This is a genomic window from Rathayibacter sp. VKM Ac-2927 (assembly GCF_022815525.1).
GTDB lineage: Bacteria > Actinomycetota > Actinomycetes > Actinomycetales > Microbacteriaceae > Rathayibacter > Rathayibacter festucae.
Window position 1 is genome coordinate 922,077 of the sequence record NZ_JALGRT010000001.1, and the last position, 16,509, is coordinate 938,585.

Below are 16,509 nucleotides of genomic sequence, written 5' to 3' on the forward strand. Positions count from 1 at the left end.
TCCCCGCTCACGTCGCTCGCCTCGCTCACGTCAGCGTCCAGCGGCGCACGGCGTTCGCCCGGTCGACGAGGCGCAGGCGCTCCTGCTTCTCGCGGGTGGCGGCCGCGAGCGAGCGGTAGGAGGTCTCGAGACCGTCGCGGAGGGCGGGCTCGGTGGCGTCGATCCCGCCGATGGTCGCTCCCTCGGCGGGCCCGTCGCGCTGGACCAGCTCGAGCGCCGACTCCAGCACCCCCGTCGTCAGCTCGAGCCGGGTGCGCGCGTCGATCGCGACGGTGTCGACACTGGCGAGCGCCGCGGACAGCGCCGGCAGTCCGCGCCCCGAGCCGGCCAGCAGCTCGGCGCGGCGGCGGCGGGCGTCGACGTAGGAGGAGCGGGTCGGTGTGACGATGTCGAGCGCGTCGAGCGCGCCGTCGAGGTCGGCCCGGTGCTGCCGGACCCGGGCGAGGCCGAAGGCGGCGGGCGCGGTGTAGTTGGCGTCGGCGCGGGCGCAGATCACGTAGAGCGACTCCGCCACCTCGGGCTCGCCGCTCGACTCGCAGGCCGCGGCGAGCGCGAGCTTGGGGGCGAGCTCGCCCGGCACCTGACCGTAGACGGTGTTGAACGAGGCGCGGGCGCCGATGTCGTCATGGCGGGCGAGCTGGGCCAGCCCGCTCATCCAGACCGCGCGCCACTCCCACGGGTCCTCGGTGAGGATCTCGCCGGTCGCGCGGGCGACGTCCTCCCAGCGCTCGGCCTCGATCGCCGCGCGGGCCCGGGCGAGCCGCACCTCGACGGTCACGGTCGGCGCGAGCGCGAGCGCGCGCAGCCGGACGATCGGGTCGGCGACGTTGACGCCCGCGAGCCAGGCGCGGGCCGGGTCGGACTCGTCGGTCTTGAGCCCCGGCAGGGCGTCCCAGGGCAGCGGGCGGTCGACCACGTCGGCGACGGGCGCCTCGAAGAGCGCCGACTCGGTCGAGTGCAGCGCGGGGTGCCCCGGCCCGCGGTCGGTCGCGACGACCTCGCGCAGCACGCCGAGCAGCTGCCCGCGCATCTCGTCGACGGTGGCGAACCGGTCCTGAGGGTCGGGCGCGCAGGCCTTCGCGACCAGCCGGTAGAACGAGTCGTACTTCTGGAACAGCGGCGTCTCGGACACCGGCGGCAGCGACGCGACGTAGGTGGTCTGGTTGCCGCGGAAGTCGAGGACGAGCGAGGCGATCGTCCGCCCGATCGTGTAGACGTCGGAGGCGATCGACGGCCCGAGCTCGGGCACCTCGGGCGCCTGGTAGCCGACGGTGCCGTAGATCGCCGACTCCTCGTCGTCGGCGCGGCGCACGCCGCCCAGGTCGATCAGCTTCACCTGGTCGCCGACCTGGATCATGTTGTCCGGCTTGAAGTCGCAGTAGAGCAGTCCGTGGTCGTGCAGGTAGGCGAAGGCGGGCATCACCTCGAGGACGAAGGCGAGCGCCTGGTCGACGGGCAGCGGATCCGCGGAGCCGCCGTTCGCGTCGCGGCGCTCCTGCAGGATCTGCTTGAGGCTCGGACCGCCGACGTACTCCATCACGATGTAGCCGGCGCCCTCGTGCAGGACGAAGTTGTAGATCTCGACGATCAGCGGGTGCTCGACCTCGGCGAGGTACTGCCGCTCCGTCACCGCCGCGGCGTACGCGTCCGGGTCGCCGGAGTTCAGCAGGCCCTTGAGCACGACCCAGCGGCCGGAGACGTTGCGGTCGCGGGCGAGGTAGATCCAGCCGAGACCGCCGTAGGCGAGGCAGCCGACGACCTCGTACTGGCCGCCGACGACGTCGCCCTTCGCGAGCTGCGGCGTGAAGCTGAACGGGGTGCGGCAGTTCGGGCAGAAGCCCTCGGTGCGGCCGGGCTTGCCGTCGCGGCCGCGGCCGACCGCGGTGCCGCAGTTGGAGCAGAAGCGCTTGCGCTCGGGGAGCACCGCCTCCTTCATCAGCGCGGCCATCGGATCGGCGGCGGGGCGCGAGGGGACGGTCGTCAGCCCGGCGCCGAGCCGCGGCCCGCGCAGGCGGGTGGAGGTGGTGCCGACGCGGCGGGTGGTCTTCGAGCCGGTCTGCGCCGTGCGGGCCGAGCCGAGCGCGGCGGTCGCGAGGCGGGCGGAGGAGGTGCGGCCGCTGCGGGCGGTGGCCGCCTCCTCGGTGCTCGATCCGACGGGGGCCTGCGCGTTCGGCGCGCCCTCGGCGAAGCCGGTGCCGAAGGCGGCGGAGGCGGTGGCGGGAGTAGGAGTGGGGCCGGACGCGGGAGCGGGGCGGCGCGCGGTGGGAGCGGACACCGCGACGGCCGGCGCCTCCGCCGGCAGCCCGCAGACGTTGCAGTAGCCGTCCTCGATGACGCCGGTGCAGCCCGGGGTCGAGGTGCAGGGGTCGCCGTTCATGAGCTGGCCTTCCGGTGGTGCGAGGGAGACGGGGCGGTGGGCAGGTCGCGGGTGACCACGTCGTACTGCTCCACCAGGTGGCGGGCGAGCGGCACCGAGCAGGGCACCGCGTCGAGCGCGGCGCGGACCTCGGCGTCGGCCGCGACTCCGACGGGCGACGCGGCCCGGCCGTTGGCGGCGGCGCGCTCGCGCAGGGCCCGCAGCCGGAAGCCGAGGGCGGCCCGCTCGCGCAGCGGCGAGGTGTAGGCGGCCTCGACGGCGTCGAACGCCCGGCCGACGGCGGTGAGGCGGGCGAGGTGCGCGTCGAGCGCCTCCCGGCCGGTCGGCGGCTCGCCGAGGCGCGAGACGTCGGGCACCGCGAGGCGGGGCGGATCCGCGATCTCGCGGCGGCAGCGGGCGACGAGCTCGCGCAGCGGTGCCTCGCGCAGCTCCGCGGCGGCGGCCAGCTCGCGGGCGCGGACCCGGTCGTGCTCGAGTCCGCGGCGCTCGGAGGCGGCGATGATCAAGTCGCGCTCCAGCCGGGCGGAGTCGCTCTCCAGCTGGCCGAGCGGGCCGGAGACGTCGGCGCCGCGGCCGGCCTTCTCGGCGAGGGCGTCCAGCCGCGAGCGGAGCACCGCGACGCGCTGGGCGGCGGCCTGGTCGACGGTGCCGCGCGCGTCGCGGGTGAGGTCGCGGCAGCGCTCGATCTCGGCGCGCACCCCGACGATCCGGCCGGCGACGTCGGTGCCGCTCGGGTCGAGCTCGAGGCGCGACTTCAGCTGGCCGATGACGGCGTCGCAGAGCCGGACGGCCTCGACCAGCGAGACGGCGGCGCTCCCGCCCGAGCCGGAGGAGTCCAGCCGTCCCCAGATCAGCTGCGACATCCGCTCGCGGGCGACGGCGTCGACGCGGCCGGAGTCCCAGACGACCTCGAGCTCGGCCAGCCGCCGGGTGACGGACTCGCGCAGCGACTGCGCGAGGACGACGTCGGCGGTGTAGCTGTCGGCCTGCGGCGAGGCGAGCGCGGCGGCGTCGAGCCGCGAGAGCTCGCGGGTCGTCCGCTCCAGCCAGCGGCCGAGCTGAGCGAGGTAGTCGAAGAGCGCACGCTGCGGGATCGCCTCGCCCAGGCGCCCCGGAGCGACGGGCGTCCCCTCCGAGACTCCCGCTCCCGAGACCCCCTGCGCGCTCGTCCCGGCCGCCATCAGCGCCCGTACACGGCGGCGGGCGGCGTCGCCGTGCCGAGATCGCCGAGCCAGCGCTGGTAGATGCTCTGCCAGCGGCCGTCCGCGCGGATGCTCTCGAGCGCCGCGTTGACGAAGCGCACGTAGTCGGTGTCGCCGGCCGGCATCCCGAGGCCGTAGGGCTCGGAGCTGAGCTGGTCGCCGATGACCTTGGCGTACGGGTCCTGCGCGACGAAGCCGGCGAGGATCGTGTCGTCGCCCGCGATGGCGTCGACGGAGCCCTCCTGGAACTGCGCGAGACACTGGGTGTGCGTGTCGGCGGCGACCGCCTCCAGGTCGGGGTAATCGCTCTCCAGCCGGCTGAGCGTGGTTGTGCTCCGCGGCGCGCAGACCCTCGCGCCGGCCAGCTCGTCGATGCTCTTGGCCTTGTTCTTCTCCGAGACGAGCACCTTCAGCCCCGCGGCGTAGTACTCGGAGGAGAAGGCGATGCTGCTCCAGCGATCGCAGGTCATCGTCAGGGTGCGGGCAACCAGGTCGACCTGCGGCGTCGCCGCGTCGCCGCTGAGGGCGGGCAGGCGCTGAGCCGAGGTGATCACGACGAACTCGATCGCGTCGGGGTTCCCGAGGATCGCGCGGGCGATCTCGTGGGCGATGTCGATGTCGAAGCCCTCGATCGTGCCGGTGAGCGGGTTCCGCGAGCTCATCAGCAGGGTGTCGGCCGAGACGCCGACGCGGAGGGTGCCCGCGTCACGGATCTGGGCGAGCCGGGTGCTGTCGGTGACGCCGGTCGGCGCGTAGGAGGTGACCGCGGACGGCGAGCACTCCGCGGTGGCCGGAGCGGCGGTCGACGGCGCGGACGCCGTGGGGGTCGGCGTGGCCGCCTCGGTGATGCTGCCGAGGTCGCTCGCGCCGCTGGTGCAGCCGGAGACGGCGAGCACGGTGCCGAGCAGGAGCGCGACGGCGCCCGTGCGCAGGGTGCTGAGGCGGGTCATCGGTACTCCTCCAGTCGCTGCGCGACGCCGCGCCAGGCGAGCAGGGCGCCCACCAGGCCGGCGGCGAGCAGGATCCAGGAGGCGATCGAGGCGGTCGCGCTCCCGTCGTCGAGTTCGGTCCGGGTCGTGGTCGTGTCGTCGACGATCGCCGTGCGCGCATCGTTCGCGAAAGCGGTGAACGCGCCGTTGGCGGTGCCGTCCCCGGTGGCGGTGGCGAGGTCCACCGCGTCGTCCCAGTTCCCGCCGTCGTCCTGATCGCGGATCGCCGCATGCAGGTCCAGCCACGCGTTCAGCTCCGTCAGCAGCGCCCCGTCGACGATGCCGTCGTCGACTCCGGCCTGCAGCCGGTCCCCCGCGTCCTTCGCCGCCGCCTGGAACTCCGCCTCGAGGGCCGCTCCCGAGCCGCGCTTGATCAGCGTGAAGCTCTCCAGCGACTTCGCGTCGCTCGCCGCGGTGAGCGCCTGCGAGACGACGAGCGTCGCCTGGTACGGCTCGGCGCGCACCGCCGCCGCACGCCCCGCGATCGAGCCGAGCACGAGCGCGCCGCCGATCCCGACCAGCAGCAGCAGCCCGGTGGCGGTGGCGAGCGGGCGGTTGAGGTAGCGGTGCGTCCTGCGCGCCAGCCAGACCTGCGCCGCGATGAGCAGGAGCAGCATCGCGAGCGAGCCGATCAGCAGCAGCACGCTGAAGCGCACGGTGTCGTAGGCGGCGGCGACGCGGTCCGCCCCGCGGGTGACCAGCCCGTTGAGATCCGTGAGGATCCCCTTCTCGGCATCGGTCAGCTGCGCCGAGGCCTGGTCGAGGTACGCGGAGCCGACCGGGAAGCCCTGCCGGTTGTTGGCGCGGGCCTGCTCGATCAGCCCGCTGTAGGTGGTCAGCTTGGTGGCGACCTTGGCGAGGGTCTCGGCGTCGTCGGGCTGCGTCGCGGCGAGCCGGGCGATCCGCGAGGACGCGCCGGCGAGGTTGTCCACGTAGGTCTGCCGCTGCTCCGCGGGCTCGAGTCCGCCGACCAGGAAGGTGTTCGCCGCGATCGCGTTGGCGTCGACGAGCAGATTCCGCACGTCCTGCACGCCGATCAGCTGGGCGGCCTGCTCGCGGGCCTCCTGCGCGGCGCGCGCCTGCAGCGACGCGGCCTGCTGGGCGAAGACACCGAACAGCACGGCAGCGAGCGCGGTGAGCACCAGCAGCAGGCGGAGGGTGCGCGGAGTGGTCGAGGTCGCGCGGGCGAGGAGGTTCGGCCGCCGAGCGGCCGGCGCAGTCTGCGCGGGTGCGGGCGGAGCCGGCGGCGCGGCAGTGGCGATGCTCATGCGATCTCCTCGGTCGATGCGTCGGTCTCGGACTCCGCTGCGGGGGACTCCGCGTCCGGCAGCTCCGCCTCCACGACGTCCTCCGCCTCCAGGGTCCGCAGCTCGTCGAGCGTCGGCTCCTCGGTGTCGCGCAGGCGCCAGGCGTGACGCGCGATGGCCGCGTCGAGCACGTTGCGCACCCAGCGCCCGTTGCCGAACGCCTCGGTGCGCTCCTGCGCCGCGGCGACGTCGGCGAAGGCGGCGACCGCCTCCTCCGTCGGGGTGAAATCGGCGGCGGCGGCGAGGCGCGCGAAGATCGCGGACAGCTCCTCGTCGCTGTAGTCCGCGAAGTCGATGGTGGTGGAGAAGCGGCTCGCGAGCCCGGGGTTGGTGTCGAGGAAGCCCTGCATCGGCCCGGAGTAGCCCGCGACGATGACGACCAGGTCGCCGCGGTGGTCCTCCATGTCCTTGACCAGGGTGGTCACCGCCTCCGCGCCGTACTGGTCGAGCGCGAGCGCGTAGGCCTCGTCGATGAAGAGCACGCCGCCGCGGGCCGAGGCGATCACCTCGGCGGTCTTCATCGAGGTCTGGCCGAGGTAGCCGGCCACCAGCTCCGAGCGGTCGACCTCGACGAGCACGCCCTTCGAGAGGATGCCGAGCGAGCGGTAGATGCGCGAGACGAGCCGCGCGACGGTGGTCTTGCCGGTGCCGGGGTTGCCGGTGAAGACGAGGTGCCGGGTGAGCGTCGGCGTGGTCAGCCCCGCGGCCTGGCGCAGGGTGTCGATCCGGAGCAGCTGGGTCTGCCGCTTGATCTCGCTCTTCACCCGGTCGAGGCCGATCAGCGCGTCGAGCTCGGCGAGCAGGTCCTCGATCGCCTCCGGCGGCTCGACCGGCTCGGGCTCGGCTTCCGGCTCGGGAGAGGCGGGCGGCGCGGCGGCGGCAGGCCCCGGCTCGTCCTGCGGCCCGTCGTGCTCGGTCCGCCGCAGCCGCGCGAGGATCTCGTCGACCCCGGGGACTCCGGCGGGAAGGTCGCGTGGGAGGTCGGGTGCGGAGGACCCGGCCGGCGAAGCCGCTGCTCCCTGCACCGCCCCCAGCTGCGCCGCCGCCGTCGCCGACGCCGCCGCGATCCCGCCGATGCCCGGCTCCCCTAGCGCGCTCGCCGCGGACACGACCTCGGTCAGCGCCCGCGCGTACGCCCCGGCCTGCTCCGACCGCGCCGCGACCAGCCCTGCGAGCAGGTCGGTCGGCGAGCTGCGCCAGCGCCGCGCGCTCGACGCCGCGGTGAAGAACGCCTCGAAGCCGCCGGTCGTCCCGGTCTCGGCGAGCCAGTCCTGCCCGGCCCCGGTGATCGACTCGGCGACCGCCGCCGCGAGCCGGGCGCCCTCGGCGCGCACGGCGGCGCCGTCGAGCCCGGCCGCGGATCCGACCAGGACGAGCGCGTCGAGCGACGCCGGCAGCGTGCTCACGAGGCGCTCGGCGGGGTCAGCGAGCCGGGAGCGGTGGGGCTCGAGGACGCGGGCGGCGCGTCGAGCCCGCTCGACAGCGACGACTCCGTGAACTTCTCGGCGAGGAACTGCCCGTGCGCGATCAGCGCCGAGGCGTCCTGCCGCGAGACGGCGTCGGAGATCCGGTCGAGGGTGCCCCCGAGCAGGTCGAGCTGGTCGCAGAGGATCATCAGCGAGGTCTTCCCCTTGTAGACGGCGCGGCGGTCGGCGAAGTCGCGCGGCAGGCGCAGATAGCCCTCGACCGCCTCGGGCAGGTAGCTGGTGGCCGTCGCGACGACGGTGTGGCCCTGCCGGCTCATCCCGCCGAGGCGGTCCAGGCGCGGCACCATCTCGCGCACCGTCTCGTCGACCCGGCGGATGCGGGCCGCGACGATCGCCGGGACCTTGCCCGCGGTCTCCGCGGCGACCCGGTCGAGCGCGGCGAGGATGTCGTCGCTGGACGGCACGCGCGGGAGTGCGGGCGCGGTCTCCTCCGGCACCGGTTCGGTGCCGCCGAACAGGCGGGAGAGCCAGCCCATCGGCTAGCGGCCGAGATCGAGCGAGGAGGCCGCGTCGATGTCGGAGTTGCTGCGGCGGGCCCGCTCGACGTACTCGCCGGCCTTCGCGGTCTCGACCTGGAGCACGCCGACGGTCTGCGCCATGCTGTCGAGCGCCTTGATCTTGAAGTCCGAGATCGAGTCCATGGTCTGGTAGATGTTCGCGAACGCGGCCTGCAGCTGCGGGAGCCCGACCGTCGCCGACGCCGCCTGCGACTGGATGCTCGCGGACTGCTCGGCGAGCATCCGCGAGGTGGCCTCGATCATGTTCGAGGTCGTCGTGTTGAGCGCCGTGATCTGGTCGAGCACGAGCCGCTGGTTGGCGAGCGCCTGCGCGACGATGACCGCCGTGCGCAGCGCCGACACGGTCGTCGTGGTCGCGCGGTCGACGCCCTTGATCAGCTCGACGTTGTTCTTGATCACCACGTCGATCGCCAGGTAGCCCTGGATCGAGACGGCCAGCTGGGTCAGCAGGTCCTGGTGCTTCTGACGCGCGTAGAAAAGGACGTCCTCGCGCAGCGCCCGGGCGCGGTCCGGGTCTGTCGCGTCGAGCTCGGCGATCTTCGCGGACAGCTTCACGTCGAGGCGCTCGGCGACGTAGATGTACTCGTTGAGGCGCGTCATCGTGTCCCAGAGGTTCTGCTTCTCCAGGTTCAGCGCCGCGTTGTCCTTCCGGAGCTCGTCCTGGCCGTCGTAGAGCGCCTGGATGATCGCGTTGAGGTGCGACTGCGCGCTCTCGTAGCGGCGGAAGTAGTCGGTGATCTTGTTGCCGAAGGGGATGAAGCCGAGGATCTTCTTCTGGATGTTGTCCTCGGAGGGGTCGAGGTCCTCGACCGTGCGGCGCAGCTCCAGCAGCGTCTTGCCGATGGTCGAGCCCTCGGAGAGCCCGCCCTCCTGCAGCGCCCGGACGGGCGTCTTCAGCAGGCGGTTGGAGGAGTCGGCGGCCGAGCGGATGTCGGCGTCGCCCATCGTGCGGATGTCGTTGGCCTTCGCCGCGAACTCGGGGCTGCGCGCCTCCGCGGACATCAGCGACGCGAGGTAGCCGTCGACCTTCGCCTCGAGCCCGGGCAGCGCCTGCTCGGGCACCTTCGGCGCGATCGACGGCGCCGAGGTGGTCGCGACGGCGGCGACGGGCTCGGGCGGCGTGAGCGAGAGGGCGTTCTGGGGCGGCTGCAGGGCCTCGGTCATCGGGGGATCCTCACCGTAACGGGCGCGCACCGTGACCGGCGCTCGGCGCCGACTGGACGAACGTGGCCCCAGCATATCGCCGGGGAGTGAGCGCTCCCTCAGACTCCCGCGGGCCGCCGCCGGAGCGTGGCGACCGCGACTCCGGCCAGCGCGATCGCGCCGCCGATCAGCGCGGCGGCCGGCGGGGTCTCGGCGAGCAGGAGCCAGGACAGCAGCACCACGACGGCCGGGACCGCGTAGGTGGTGGCGGCGGTGCGGCCGGCGCTGGAGCGGGAGAGGACGTAGCCCCAGGTGGTGAAAGCGACGGCCGTCGGGAAGACGCCGAGGTAGACGACGGCGGCGATCGAGGAGGCGGGCGCGGCCTGCAGCGAGGCGAGCAGCTCCGGGGCGAACGGCAGGCAGGCGACGGTCGCGGCCAGGCAGCCGATCCAGGTCATCGTCATCGCGTCGACGTGCCCGAGCAGGCGCTTCTGCAGCGTCGCGGCGCTGCCGTAGAGGACCGCTGCGGCGAGGCCGAGGACGACGCCGATCACGTCGAACTGCCCGGAGGAGGTCGAGAACGCGATCACCGCGACTCCGGCGAGCGCCACCGCCATGCCGCCGAGCAGCCGCCGGGGGAAGCCCTCGCCGAGGAGGAGGCCCGCGAGGACCGCGGTGATCATCGGCGCGATGTTGACCAGGAGCGCCGCGGTGCCGGCGTCGACGTGCCGCTCGGCCGCGTTGAGCGCGAGGTTGTAGACGCCGAACCAGGCGACGCCCCAGACGAGCACGAGCAGGAGGATCCGGCCGCGCGGCACCCGGCTGCGCTCCGGCCGGTCGCCGCGGCGGCGCGCCGTGATCACGAGACGCACCACCGTCAGCGCGATCGAGCCGACGACGATCCGGCCGAGGGTGAGCGTGCCTGGGCCGAAGTCGTCCGCGGCGAAGCGGATCCCGACGAAGGCCGAGGCCCAGAGCAGCACCGTCACCGCGATCGCCGACCAGAGCAGGACCGCGTCGCGGCGGCTCGGGGCGGCGGTGGTGCGGGAGGGCGCGGTGCTCGTCATGGACTCATCGTGGCGGGGCGGCGGGCGTCAGCACCAGTCCACGGTTCTACCGGATCGTGCAGTGCGGCTTCATGGTCGCTAGGGTCGGCGCATGCTCGACGTCCAGCGCCTCCGCGTCCTCCGCGCCGTCGTCGCGGCCGGTTCGATCGTCGGCGCCGCGTCGTCGCTCGGCTACACGCCCTCGGCGATCAGTCAGCACCTCGCCGCGCTGCAGCGCGAGACCGGGCTGACCCTGCTCGAGCGGGTCGGTCGCGGGGTCCGGCCGACCGCCGCGGGCCGCACCCTCGCCGAGCAGGCCGACCGGGTGCTGGAGCGGCTCGGCGAGGCGGAGGCGGTCGTCGCCGACCTGCGCGCGGGCCGGGCCGGGCGACTCTCCATGACCTACTTCGCCTCCGTCGGCAGCGCATGGATGCCCGAGGTCGCGCGGCGGCTGATCGCCGGCTTCCCGCAGCTGGCACTCGATCTGCGCCTGGGCGAGGAGGTGGCGGAGGACCCGGCGGAGCGGCCGGACGTGCAGCTGCTGGTCGCCGAGCCGGGCGGGTCGGCGGACTCCCCCGGGTTCACGGCGCACCATCTGATCGACGACCCGTACCTCGCCGTGCTGGACCGGTCGCATCCGCTCGCCGGGCGCGCCGAGATCGAGCTGGCCGAGATCGCAGGCGACCGCTGGGTCGACAACGACCTGCCGACCGGCTGGTGCCGCCGGACCCTCGTCGACGCCTGCGCGGCGGCGGGGTTCACGCCGCGCTTCCACGTGCAGGCGAACGATCACGTGACGGCGGTCGCCTTCGTGGCGGCGGGGATGGGGCTCACGGTGCTGCCGGCGCTGGCCGCCCAGCCCCTGCCGGCCGGGCTCGTGGCGGTGCCGCTGGTGCGGCCGCGCCCGCTGCGGTCGATCCACGCGGTGGTGCGCGGGTCGGTGGCGTCGTCCGCGCCGGTGCGCGTCGCGGTCGCGGCGCTGGTGGAGCTCGCGGGAGCCGGCTCCGGGCGGTGAATCGCGCCGCGGATGCCGCGGGGCGCGCCGATACTGCGCTGCACAGGCCGGTTCGCAGCAGCGGGGAGCACGATGGCCGCGTGACCTCCGTCGAATCCGTGACCCGCTCCGCGCCCGCGCTCGGCGGGCCGCGCATCCTCCGCCAGCGCTGGACCGAGGCCGCCTTCCTGCACTGGCGCGTCGACCCGGCGCTGGTCGCGCCGCACCTGCCGCCCGGAGTGCGCCCGGACGAGCACGACGGCGCCTCCTGGGTGGGCCTCATCCCGTTCCGGCTGTCGCGGACGGCGTTCCTCGGCGGGCCGCGCGTGCCGTGGCTGGGGACCTTCCCCGAGGTGAACGTGCGGCTCTACTCGATCGACCGGCACGGGCGACGCGGGGTCGTCTTCGTCTCGCTCGAGGCCTCGCACCTGCTCCCGGTGCTGACCGCGCAGGCCGTCTTCGGCCTGCCGTACCGCTGGGCGCGGATGGGGATCGAGCACCGCCACGGAGCGGTCATCTACACGACCGAGCGGATCGGCGATCCCGCCGCGCGCTCGCGGATCGTGGTGCGGCCGACCCCCGGCACCGACGCCTCCGAGGACCCGATCGGCGGCTTCCTGACCTCGCGCTGGGCCTATCACGAGCGACACCTCGGCTCGACCTGGTACGGCCGCAACCTGCATCGGCCGTGGCCGCTGCAGCGGGCGGAGCTGCTCGCGCTCGACGACGGGCTGCTCGAGGTCGCGGGCTTCCCGGGGCTGGCGACGCGGACACCGGACTCGGTGCTGTACTCCCCGGGCGTGGAGACGGTGTTCACGGTGCCGCGGCGGGTGTGACAGGACGTTCGCGCTCCGAGGCCGTGACTCCCTAGGTCGCCTCGGCAGAGCGAGGAGCGGGTGGGCACTCCTCCACAGGGACGACTTCGGCGAGTTCTCCGACGATCCATCGGAGGAGGCGACCGTGCGTCGGTGGTCTCTGGAACCGTTCTCGTATGGTTCAGAACGAGGACGGGGAGCGACCCCACGAAGGGCGCGCGGGCGCGGATGCTGCGCTCGCCTCGGCGGTCGATGCGGTGTGCGCGGCTGATCCGCTCCGGGCGCGAGCGGAGGCGCAGCGTGCCGAGCTGGTCGAGCGCGCCCGGCTCGCGGCGGCGGCCTCGTACGAGGTGCTCGTCGATCCGCTGGTGCGCAGCCGCGCGGAACGGCGGGAGGCGGCGCAGCGGGCGCTCGTCGCCGAACTCGCCACCGCGCTGCGGATGTCGGAGGCGCACGTCTCCGGGCTGATCGAGGAGAGCCGGCTGCTCGTCAACGAGCTCCCGCTGACCCTCGCCGCGCTCCGCGAGGGTCTGATCTCGCCCGAGCACGCGCGGGTGATCCTCCGCGCCGCCGCCGAGCTGCCGCCCGAGGTGCGCGGGCGCCTCGACGAGGAGGCCGCCGTGGTCGCGGCCGACCGCACTCCCCCGCAGCTGCAGCGTCGCCTCCGGACTCTGCGGGAGCGACTGCATCCCGAGTCGACGACCGAGCGCTACCGCCGCTGCGCCGCGCGGCGAGACGTCTGGCTCGACGACGGGAGCGACGGCATGGCCACCCTGCTCCTGCACCTCCCCGCCCCCGAGGCGCACGGCGCCTTCGACCGCATCGACCGCGCGGCGCGCTCCCTGCGCGAGCTGCCCGGCGAGAAGCGGACGATCGGGCAGCTGCGGGCGGACGTCGGGGCAGCGCTCCTCATCGACGGCGAGACCGACGGCGCCGAGCGGCGCTCGACCGGCACCGCCGTCCCCGTCGGGATCCGGCCGCGGGTCGCCGTCACCGTGCCCGTCCTCACGCTCCTCGGCCGCTCCGACGAGCCCGGCACCCTCGAGGGCTACGGGCCGATCAACCCCGAGACCGCGCGCCGGCTCGCGGCCGATGCGCCCTCCTTCACGCGGATCCTCACCCATCCGGAGAGCGGCGCTGTGCTCTCCGTGGGACGCACCTCGTACCGGGTGCCCGCCGATCTGCGGCGCCACCTGCTGCACCGCGACGAGACCTGCCGCTTCCCCGGCTGCACGCGCGCGGCCTCCGCGGGTGACGTCGACCACGGCGTCGAGTGGCAGCACGGCGGCCGCACCGACGCCGACAACCTCGCCCACCTCTGCCGCCACCACCACAGGCTCCGGCACACCAGCACCTGGCAGGTCGAGCACCGGCCCGCCGGAGTCCTGCACTGGACGAGCCCGACCGGCAGGCGGCACGTCACCCACCCCGCGCGCACCGGGCCGCCGAGAGGCCGCGCGGCACCGGACAGAGAACCGGACGCCGTGAAGAACGAGTCACCGCCGTTCTGAGGTCGGGAGGGTGTCGATGCGAGGATCGGAAGGGGGACGTCTTCAGCGAGAGAACGGAATCGGGGGTCATCGGTGATCGCTTGTTCGACGCGCCTGATCGAGGTCGTCCGCGAGGGCTGGGAGATGGACTGCTGCGGCGCGCCGTTCGCGGTAGGTGACCGTGCCACGTGGTCGCTTCTGAGCTACCCGGCCCGACCGACGGGTCCGGCTCGCTACGCGGAGGAGCACCACCAGGCTCTGCCCAACGCACTCACGGTGACCGGGGTCGTGCGCGGGATCGTCGACGAGACCGTGCTCGGCGCGATCCCGGCGATCGGCGAGGGCGGCGTCCTCGTCCCCGACCCCTCCCAGCGGAGGCTGCGGCGACTCGCGTCCTGGGACCGCTCCACCGGCGGCGCGACCCTCCGCGTCGCCCTCGAGATCGACGCGGACGCCGAGCTCCCGCCGCCGTGCGAGCCGCCGCAGTCCACCCCCGACACTCGGACGCCGGACCCGGAGGTCGTCGCCGCTCTGCACGCGCTGCTCGTCCGCCTCCACGACGCGTGGCGCGGCCGGATCGGCATCCGGTCCGCCGACCGCGGCAGGAAGGCGAGCATCGTCCCGCACACCGCGGGCGCCGGCGAACTGCACTGGGCACTCGGGCCCGAGCACCTCGTCGTGAACCTCGGCGACGACCGCGTGATCCTGTCCGGCGATCTCGAGGGCGTCGCCCGGCTCGAGGTCCTCGCCGACGAGGTCGCCCGCGGTGTCGCCCGTCAGGACCCGCCGATCACGAGTCAAGGGGTCCTGCTGATGCCCGCGCGCAGGCGTAGGGTTCCCACTTCGGCCTGGTGAGACACTCGGCTCCCGCACTCGGCTTCCACGACCAGCAGAGGACGAACCACATGCCCACGACACCGACCGCCGTGCTCTTCGACATCGACGGCACGCTCGCCGACACCAACTTCCTGCACGTGGAGGCGTGGTCGCGCGCCTTTTGGCAGGCGGACCTCGACGTCGCGACCTGGCGGATCCAGCGGGCGATCGGCGCCGACTCGTCGGAGCTGCTCGACCTGCTCCTCGAGGACGACGTCGACGACGACGCGCGCACCCTGGTGAAGGGCCTGCACGCGAAGAACTACGCCGAGGCGTCCGCTCGGATCGCACTCCTGCCCGGAGCGCGCGAGCTGATCCGGGCGCTCGCCGGACAGGGCGTCCGCATCGTGCTGGCGACCTCCGCGCCGCAGAACGAGCTGGAGATCCTGCTCGACGTCCTCGACCTCGGCGACGCGGTGCACGCGGTGACGAGCGGCGAGGACGTCGAGACCGCGAAGCCGTCGCCCGATGTGATCAGCATCGCGCTCGAGCGCGCCGGCGTCTCGATCGATCGCGCGATCATGATCGGCGACGCGACCTGGGACATCCTCGCCGCCGAGCGGGCCGGCCTCGCGACGGTCGCGGTGCAGTCGGGCGGCACCGGCGAGCACGAGCTGCGCGAGGCCGGGGCCGTCGCGGTCTACGAGGACGCCGCGGCGATCCTCGCGGACCTCGAGGGCGGACCGCTGGCGAGCCTCCTGCGCTGACCCCGGGAGGAGAGCAGGACGCCCGCCCCGAGGTCAGCTTTGCGGACGCCTCCGCAGCACGAGCAGCGTGATCCCGATCGCCGCGACGACGGCCACGAGCGCGCCGCCGATCCAGAGCACGTCGCCCAGCAGCGCCGGGTCCGACCCCGTCGCCGCCTCCGCCTCCTCCGCGGACGGCGCCGAGGCGTCGGACACCGCGACGGTGCCGTTGCAGTCGGGGACCGACTCCGATCCCTCGGCGAGGGCGACGTCCGCTCCCGGCTGCCAGTCGAAGCCGTACTGTCCGGAGACGGGGTGCCCGTCGGTCGAGACGACCTGCCAGGTCACCTCGTAGGCACCGGCCGCGCCCAGCTCGAGCGGCATCGACGCCTCCGGTCCGACGACGCTGACGCAGCCGTCGCCGTAGTAGAGGCCGTCCGGCCCGACGACGCGCAGGGCCGCCGCGGCGCCGTCGTTGCCGAGGACCAGCAGGTCGTCATTGGTCGTCAGAGCGAGCGTGCCGGGCTGCTCGGTCACCGTCGAGTCGACGGCGGGCGTCGTCGAGACGAGGTAGTTGTGGGCGCTGGCGGGCGCCGCCACCGCGACCGAGCCGATCAGCCCGATCGCGGCGGCGGCGGCGGCGAGGACGAGGCGTCCGCCCTTCCGGTGGGCGACCGTCACGCGGACGCCTTCGGGCTGCGGCGACGCGAGGCGAGACCGAAGGCGACGCCGACGGCACCCAGGACGAGTCCGCCGACGCCGAGGACGCGCGCGAGCACGTCGTCGCTCTGGCCGGCCGCGGTGGTGGCGGAGGCGGTGGTCGCGACCGCGTCGTCACCGTCGCCGTCGTCGTCGTGGTGGCCGGAGCCCTCCATCGCCGCGGTCACGGCGACGGTCGGCGCGGGCAGCTCCGGCTCGTCCTCGCCCTCGACGGTGGGCTGGTCCCAGGCGGTCGAGCCGGTCTCGCAGGTCTGCAGCACCGGGAACTCGAGGGTCGAGCCGGCCGCGTCCACCGGCAGCTGCAGCTGCAGCGAGAGGGTGTCGCGGTAGCCGTCCGCGAGCGCGGTCTTCGCGGTGTAGACGACGTCGGAGACGCGCTGGGTCGCGGTGTTCCCGTGCGAGTCGGTCACCGGGTCGGCGATCTCGACCTCGTTCTTCACGACGTCCCAGTTGGGGTTCACGGTCGGGCTGACCGAGTTGATCCCCTCGGGGATGGTGATGCTGAGGCCGGTCGTCGGCGAGCCCTCGCAGCCGTGGGCGAGCGAGAAGGTGACGACCGTGTACGAGCCGGCGGCCGTGCTCGAGGCCGCGGCGGTGACGTGCGCGCTCGCGGCCGTCGGAGCGGCCAGCGCGAGGGCGACGGAGCCCGCGGCGACGAGCGCACCGCCGCCGACGAGGCGGACGCGGGAGGAGAAGGCGGAGGCAGAGGAGGAGGTGCGGGTGGTGGTCATGATCGTGAGGAGTCCTAGCGGGAGTCGGCGCAGCCGCGAGAGGGCGGCACCGAGAAGGGTGAGGGCGCAGCGCGGGATCGCGGTGCGCGCGGGCTCACCGGCGGACATGGCCCACTCGAGCGGGCGGG

The 16,509-nt window shown here is 74.3% G+C and carries 15 protein-coding genes; 5 read left to right on the forward strand and 10 right to left on the reverse strand.

The features are described from left to right. Positions 1–25: 25 nt before the first annotated feature. The 8 genes from MT353_RS04420 to MT353_RS04455 all read right to left on the reverse strand — a co-directional run bounded on the left by MT353_RS04420 (position 26) and on the right by MT353_RS04455 (position 10,090). Positions 26–2,377 (reverse strand): serine/threonine-protein kinase, encoded by a 2,352-nt coding sequence (locus tag MT353_RS04420; protein ID WP_243623682.1) that lies wholly within the window; start codon positions 2,375–2,377, stop codon positions 26–28. Further along, the gene (locus tag MT353_RS04425) at positions 2,374–3,558 is read right to left on the reverse strand and encodes a hypothetical protein (RefSeq protein WP_243623683.1); all 1,185 of its coding nucleotides are present in this window, start codon (positions 3,556–3,558) and stop codon (positions 2,374–2,376) included. The genes MT353_RS04420 and MT353_RS04425 overlap by 4 nt, the downstream gene beginning before the upstream one ends. Further along, positions 3,558–4,529, reverse strand: coding sequence for a glutamate ABC transporter substrate-binding protein (locus MT353_RS04430; RefSeq protein WP_243623684.1), 972 nt, complete (start codon positions 4,527–4,529; stop codon positions 3,558–3,560). Before MT353_RS04430 ends, MT353_RS04425 begins: the two co-directional genes overlap by 1 nt. Continuing rightward, positions 4,526–5,836, reverse strand: a complete 1,311-nt coding sequence (locus MT353_RS04435) for a hypothetical protein (protein ID WP_243623685.1) — start codon at positions 5,834–5,836, stop codon at positions 4,526–4,528. The genes MT353_RS04430 and MT353_RS04435 overlap by 4 nt, the downstream gene beginning before the upstream one ends. Further along, the gene (locus tag MT353_RS04440; protein ID WP_243623686.1) at positions 5,833–7,281 is read right to left on the reverse strand and encodes an AAA family ATPase; all 1,449 of its coding nucleotides are present in this window, start codon (positions 7,279–7,281) and stop codon (positions 5,833–5,835) included. Before MT353_RS04440 ends, MT353_RS04435 begins: the two co-directional genes overlap by 4 nt. Further along, complete coding sequence (locus MT353_RS04445) at positions 7,278–7,838, reverse strand: hypothetical protein (RefSeq protein WP_243623687.1); 561 nt, start codon at positions 7,836–7,838, stop codon at positions 7,278–7,280. The genes MT353_RS04440 and MT353_RS04445 overlap by 4 nt, the downstream gene beginning before the upstream one ends. A gap of 3 nt (positions 7,839–7,841) precedes the next feature. Further along, the gene (locus MT353_RS04450; protein ID WP_123444926.1) at positions 7,842–9,044 is read right to left on the reverse strand and encodes a toxic anion resistance protein; all 1,203 of its coding nucleotides are present in this window, start codon (positions 9,042–9,044) and stop codon (positions 7,842–7,844) included. A gap of 98 nt (positions 9,045–9,142) precedes the next feature. Beyond that, positions 9,143–10,090: a DMT family transporter gene (locus MT353_RS04455; RefSeq protein ID WP_243623688.1), complete on the reverse strand. Its 948-nt coding sequence runs from the start codon at positions 10,088–10,090 to the stop codon at positions 9,143–9,145. 91 nt (positions 10,091–10,181) lie between these two features. Here MT353_RS04455 and MT353_RS04460 point away from each other — a divergent pair, with 91 nt between their 5' ends. From MT353_RS04460 to MT353_RS04480, 5 genes are all read left to right on the forward strand, one after another. After that, a complete protein-coding gene (locus MT353_RS04460) occupies positions 10,182–11,084 on the forward strand; it encodes a LysR family transcriptional regulator (protein ID WP_243600479.1) in 903 nt (300 codons plus the stop codon). An 80-nt stretch (positions 11,085–11,164) separates the two neighbouring features. Next, positions 11,165–11,899: a YqjF family protein gene (locus MT353_RS04465; protein ID WP_243600478.1), complete on the forward strand. Its 735-nt coding sequence runs from the start codon at positions 11,165–11,167 to the stop codon at positions 11,897–11,899. A 155-nt stretch (positions 11,900–12,054) separates the two neighbouring features. After that, entirely contained in the window at positions 12,055–13,389 is a 1,335-nt protein-coding gene (locus MT353_RS04470) for an HNH endonuclease signature motif containing protein (protein WP_243623689.1), read from the forward strand. A gap of 72 nt (positions 13,390–13,461) precedes the next feature. Next, the gene (locus tag MT353_RS04475; RefSeq protein WP_308197505.1) at positions 13,462–14,223 is read left to right on the forward strand and encodes a DUF6578 domain-containing protein; all 762 of its coding nucleotides are present in this window, start codon (positions 13,462–13,464) and stop codon (positions 14,221–14,223) included. A 50-nt stretch (positions 14,224–14,273) separates the two neighbouring features. Then, positions 14,274–14,951, forward strand: coding sequence for an HAD family hydrolase (locus MT353_RS04480; protein WP_243600475.1), 678 nt, complete (start codon positions 14,274–14,276; stop codon positions 14,949–14,951). Between the two features lie 33 nt (positions 14,952–14,984). Here MT353_RS04480 and MT353_RS04485 read toward each other — a convergent pair whose 3' ends face one another. Both MT353_RS04485 and MT353_RS04490 read right to left on the reverse strand, forming a co-directional pair. Further along, positions 14,985–15,611, reverse strand: coding sequence for a copper resistance CopC family protein (locus MT353_RS04485; RefSeq protein WP_243623691.1), 627 nt, complete (start codon positions 15,609–15,611; stop codon positions 14,985–14,987). Then, a complete protein-coding gene (locus MT353_RS04490) occupies positions 15,608–16,489 on the reverse strand; it encodes a YcnI family protein (protein WP_243623692.1) in 882 nt (293 codons plus the stop codon). The genes MT353_RS04485 and MT353_RS04490 overlap by 4 nt, the downstream gene beginning before the upstream one ends. Positions 16,490–16,509: the final 20 nt, after the last annotated feature.

Coding starts and splice junctions, on each gene's coding strand:
- MT353_RS04430 (WP_243623684.1), bottom strand. CDS start 4,529: ATGACCCGCCTCAGCACCCTGCGCACGGGCGCCGTCGCGCTCCTGCTC.
- MT353_RS04490 (WP_243623692.1), bottom strand. CDS start 16,489: ATGTCCGCCGGTGAGCCCGCGCGCACCGCGATCCCGCGCTGCGCCCTC.
- MT353_RS04455 (WP_243623688.1), bottom strand. CDS start 10,090: ATGACGAGCACCGCGCCCTCCCGCACCACCGCCGCCCCGAGCCGCCGC.
- MT353_RS04425 (WP_243623683.1), bottom strand. CDS start 3,558: ATGGCGGCCGGGACGAGCGCGCAGGGGGTCTCGGGAGCGGGAGTCTCG.
- MT353_RS04435 (WP_243623685.1), bottom strand. CDS start 5,836: ATGAGCATCGCCACTGCCGCGCCGCCGGCTCCGCCCGCACCCGCGCAG.
- MT353_RS04445 (WP_243623687.1), bottom strand. CDS start 7,838: ATGGGCTGGCTCTCCCGCCTGTTCGGCGGCACCGAACCGGTGCCGGAG.
- MT353_RS04420 (WP_243623682.1), bottom strand. CDS start 2,377: ATGAACGGCGACCCCTGCACCTCGACCCCGGGCTGCACCGGCGTCATC.
- MT353_RS04480 (WP_243600475.1), top strand. CDS start 14,274: ATGCCCACGACACCGACCGCCGTGCTCTTCGACATCGACGGCACGCTC.
- MT353_RS04450 (WP_123444926.1), bottom strand. CDS start 9,044: ATGACCGAGGCCCTGCAGCCGCCCCAGAACGCCCTCTCGCTCACGCCG.
- MT353_RS04460 (WP_243600479.1), top strand. CDS start 10,182: ATGCTCGACGTCCAGCGCCTCCGCGTCCTCCGCGCCGTCGTCGCGGCC.
- MT353_RS04470 (WP_243623689.1), top strand. CDS start 12,055: ATGGTTCAGAACGAGGACGGGGAGCGACCCCACGAAGGGCGCGCGGGC.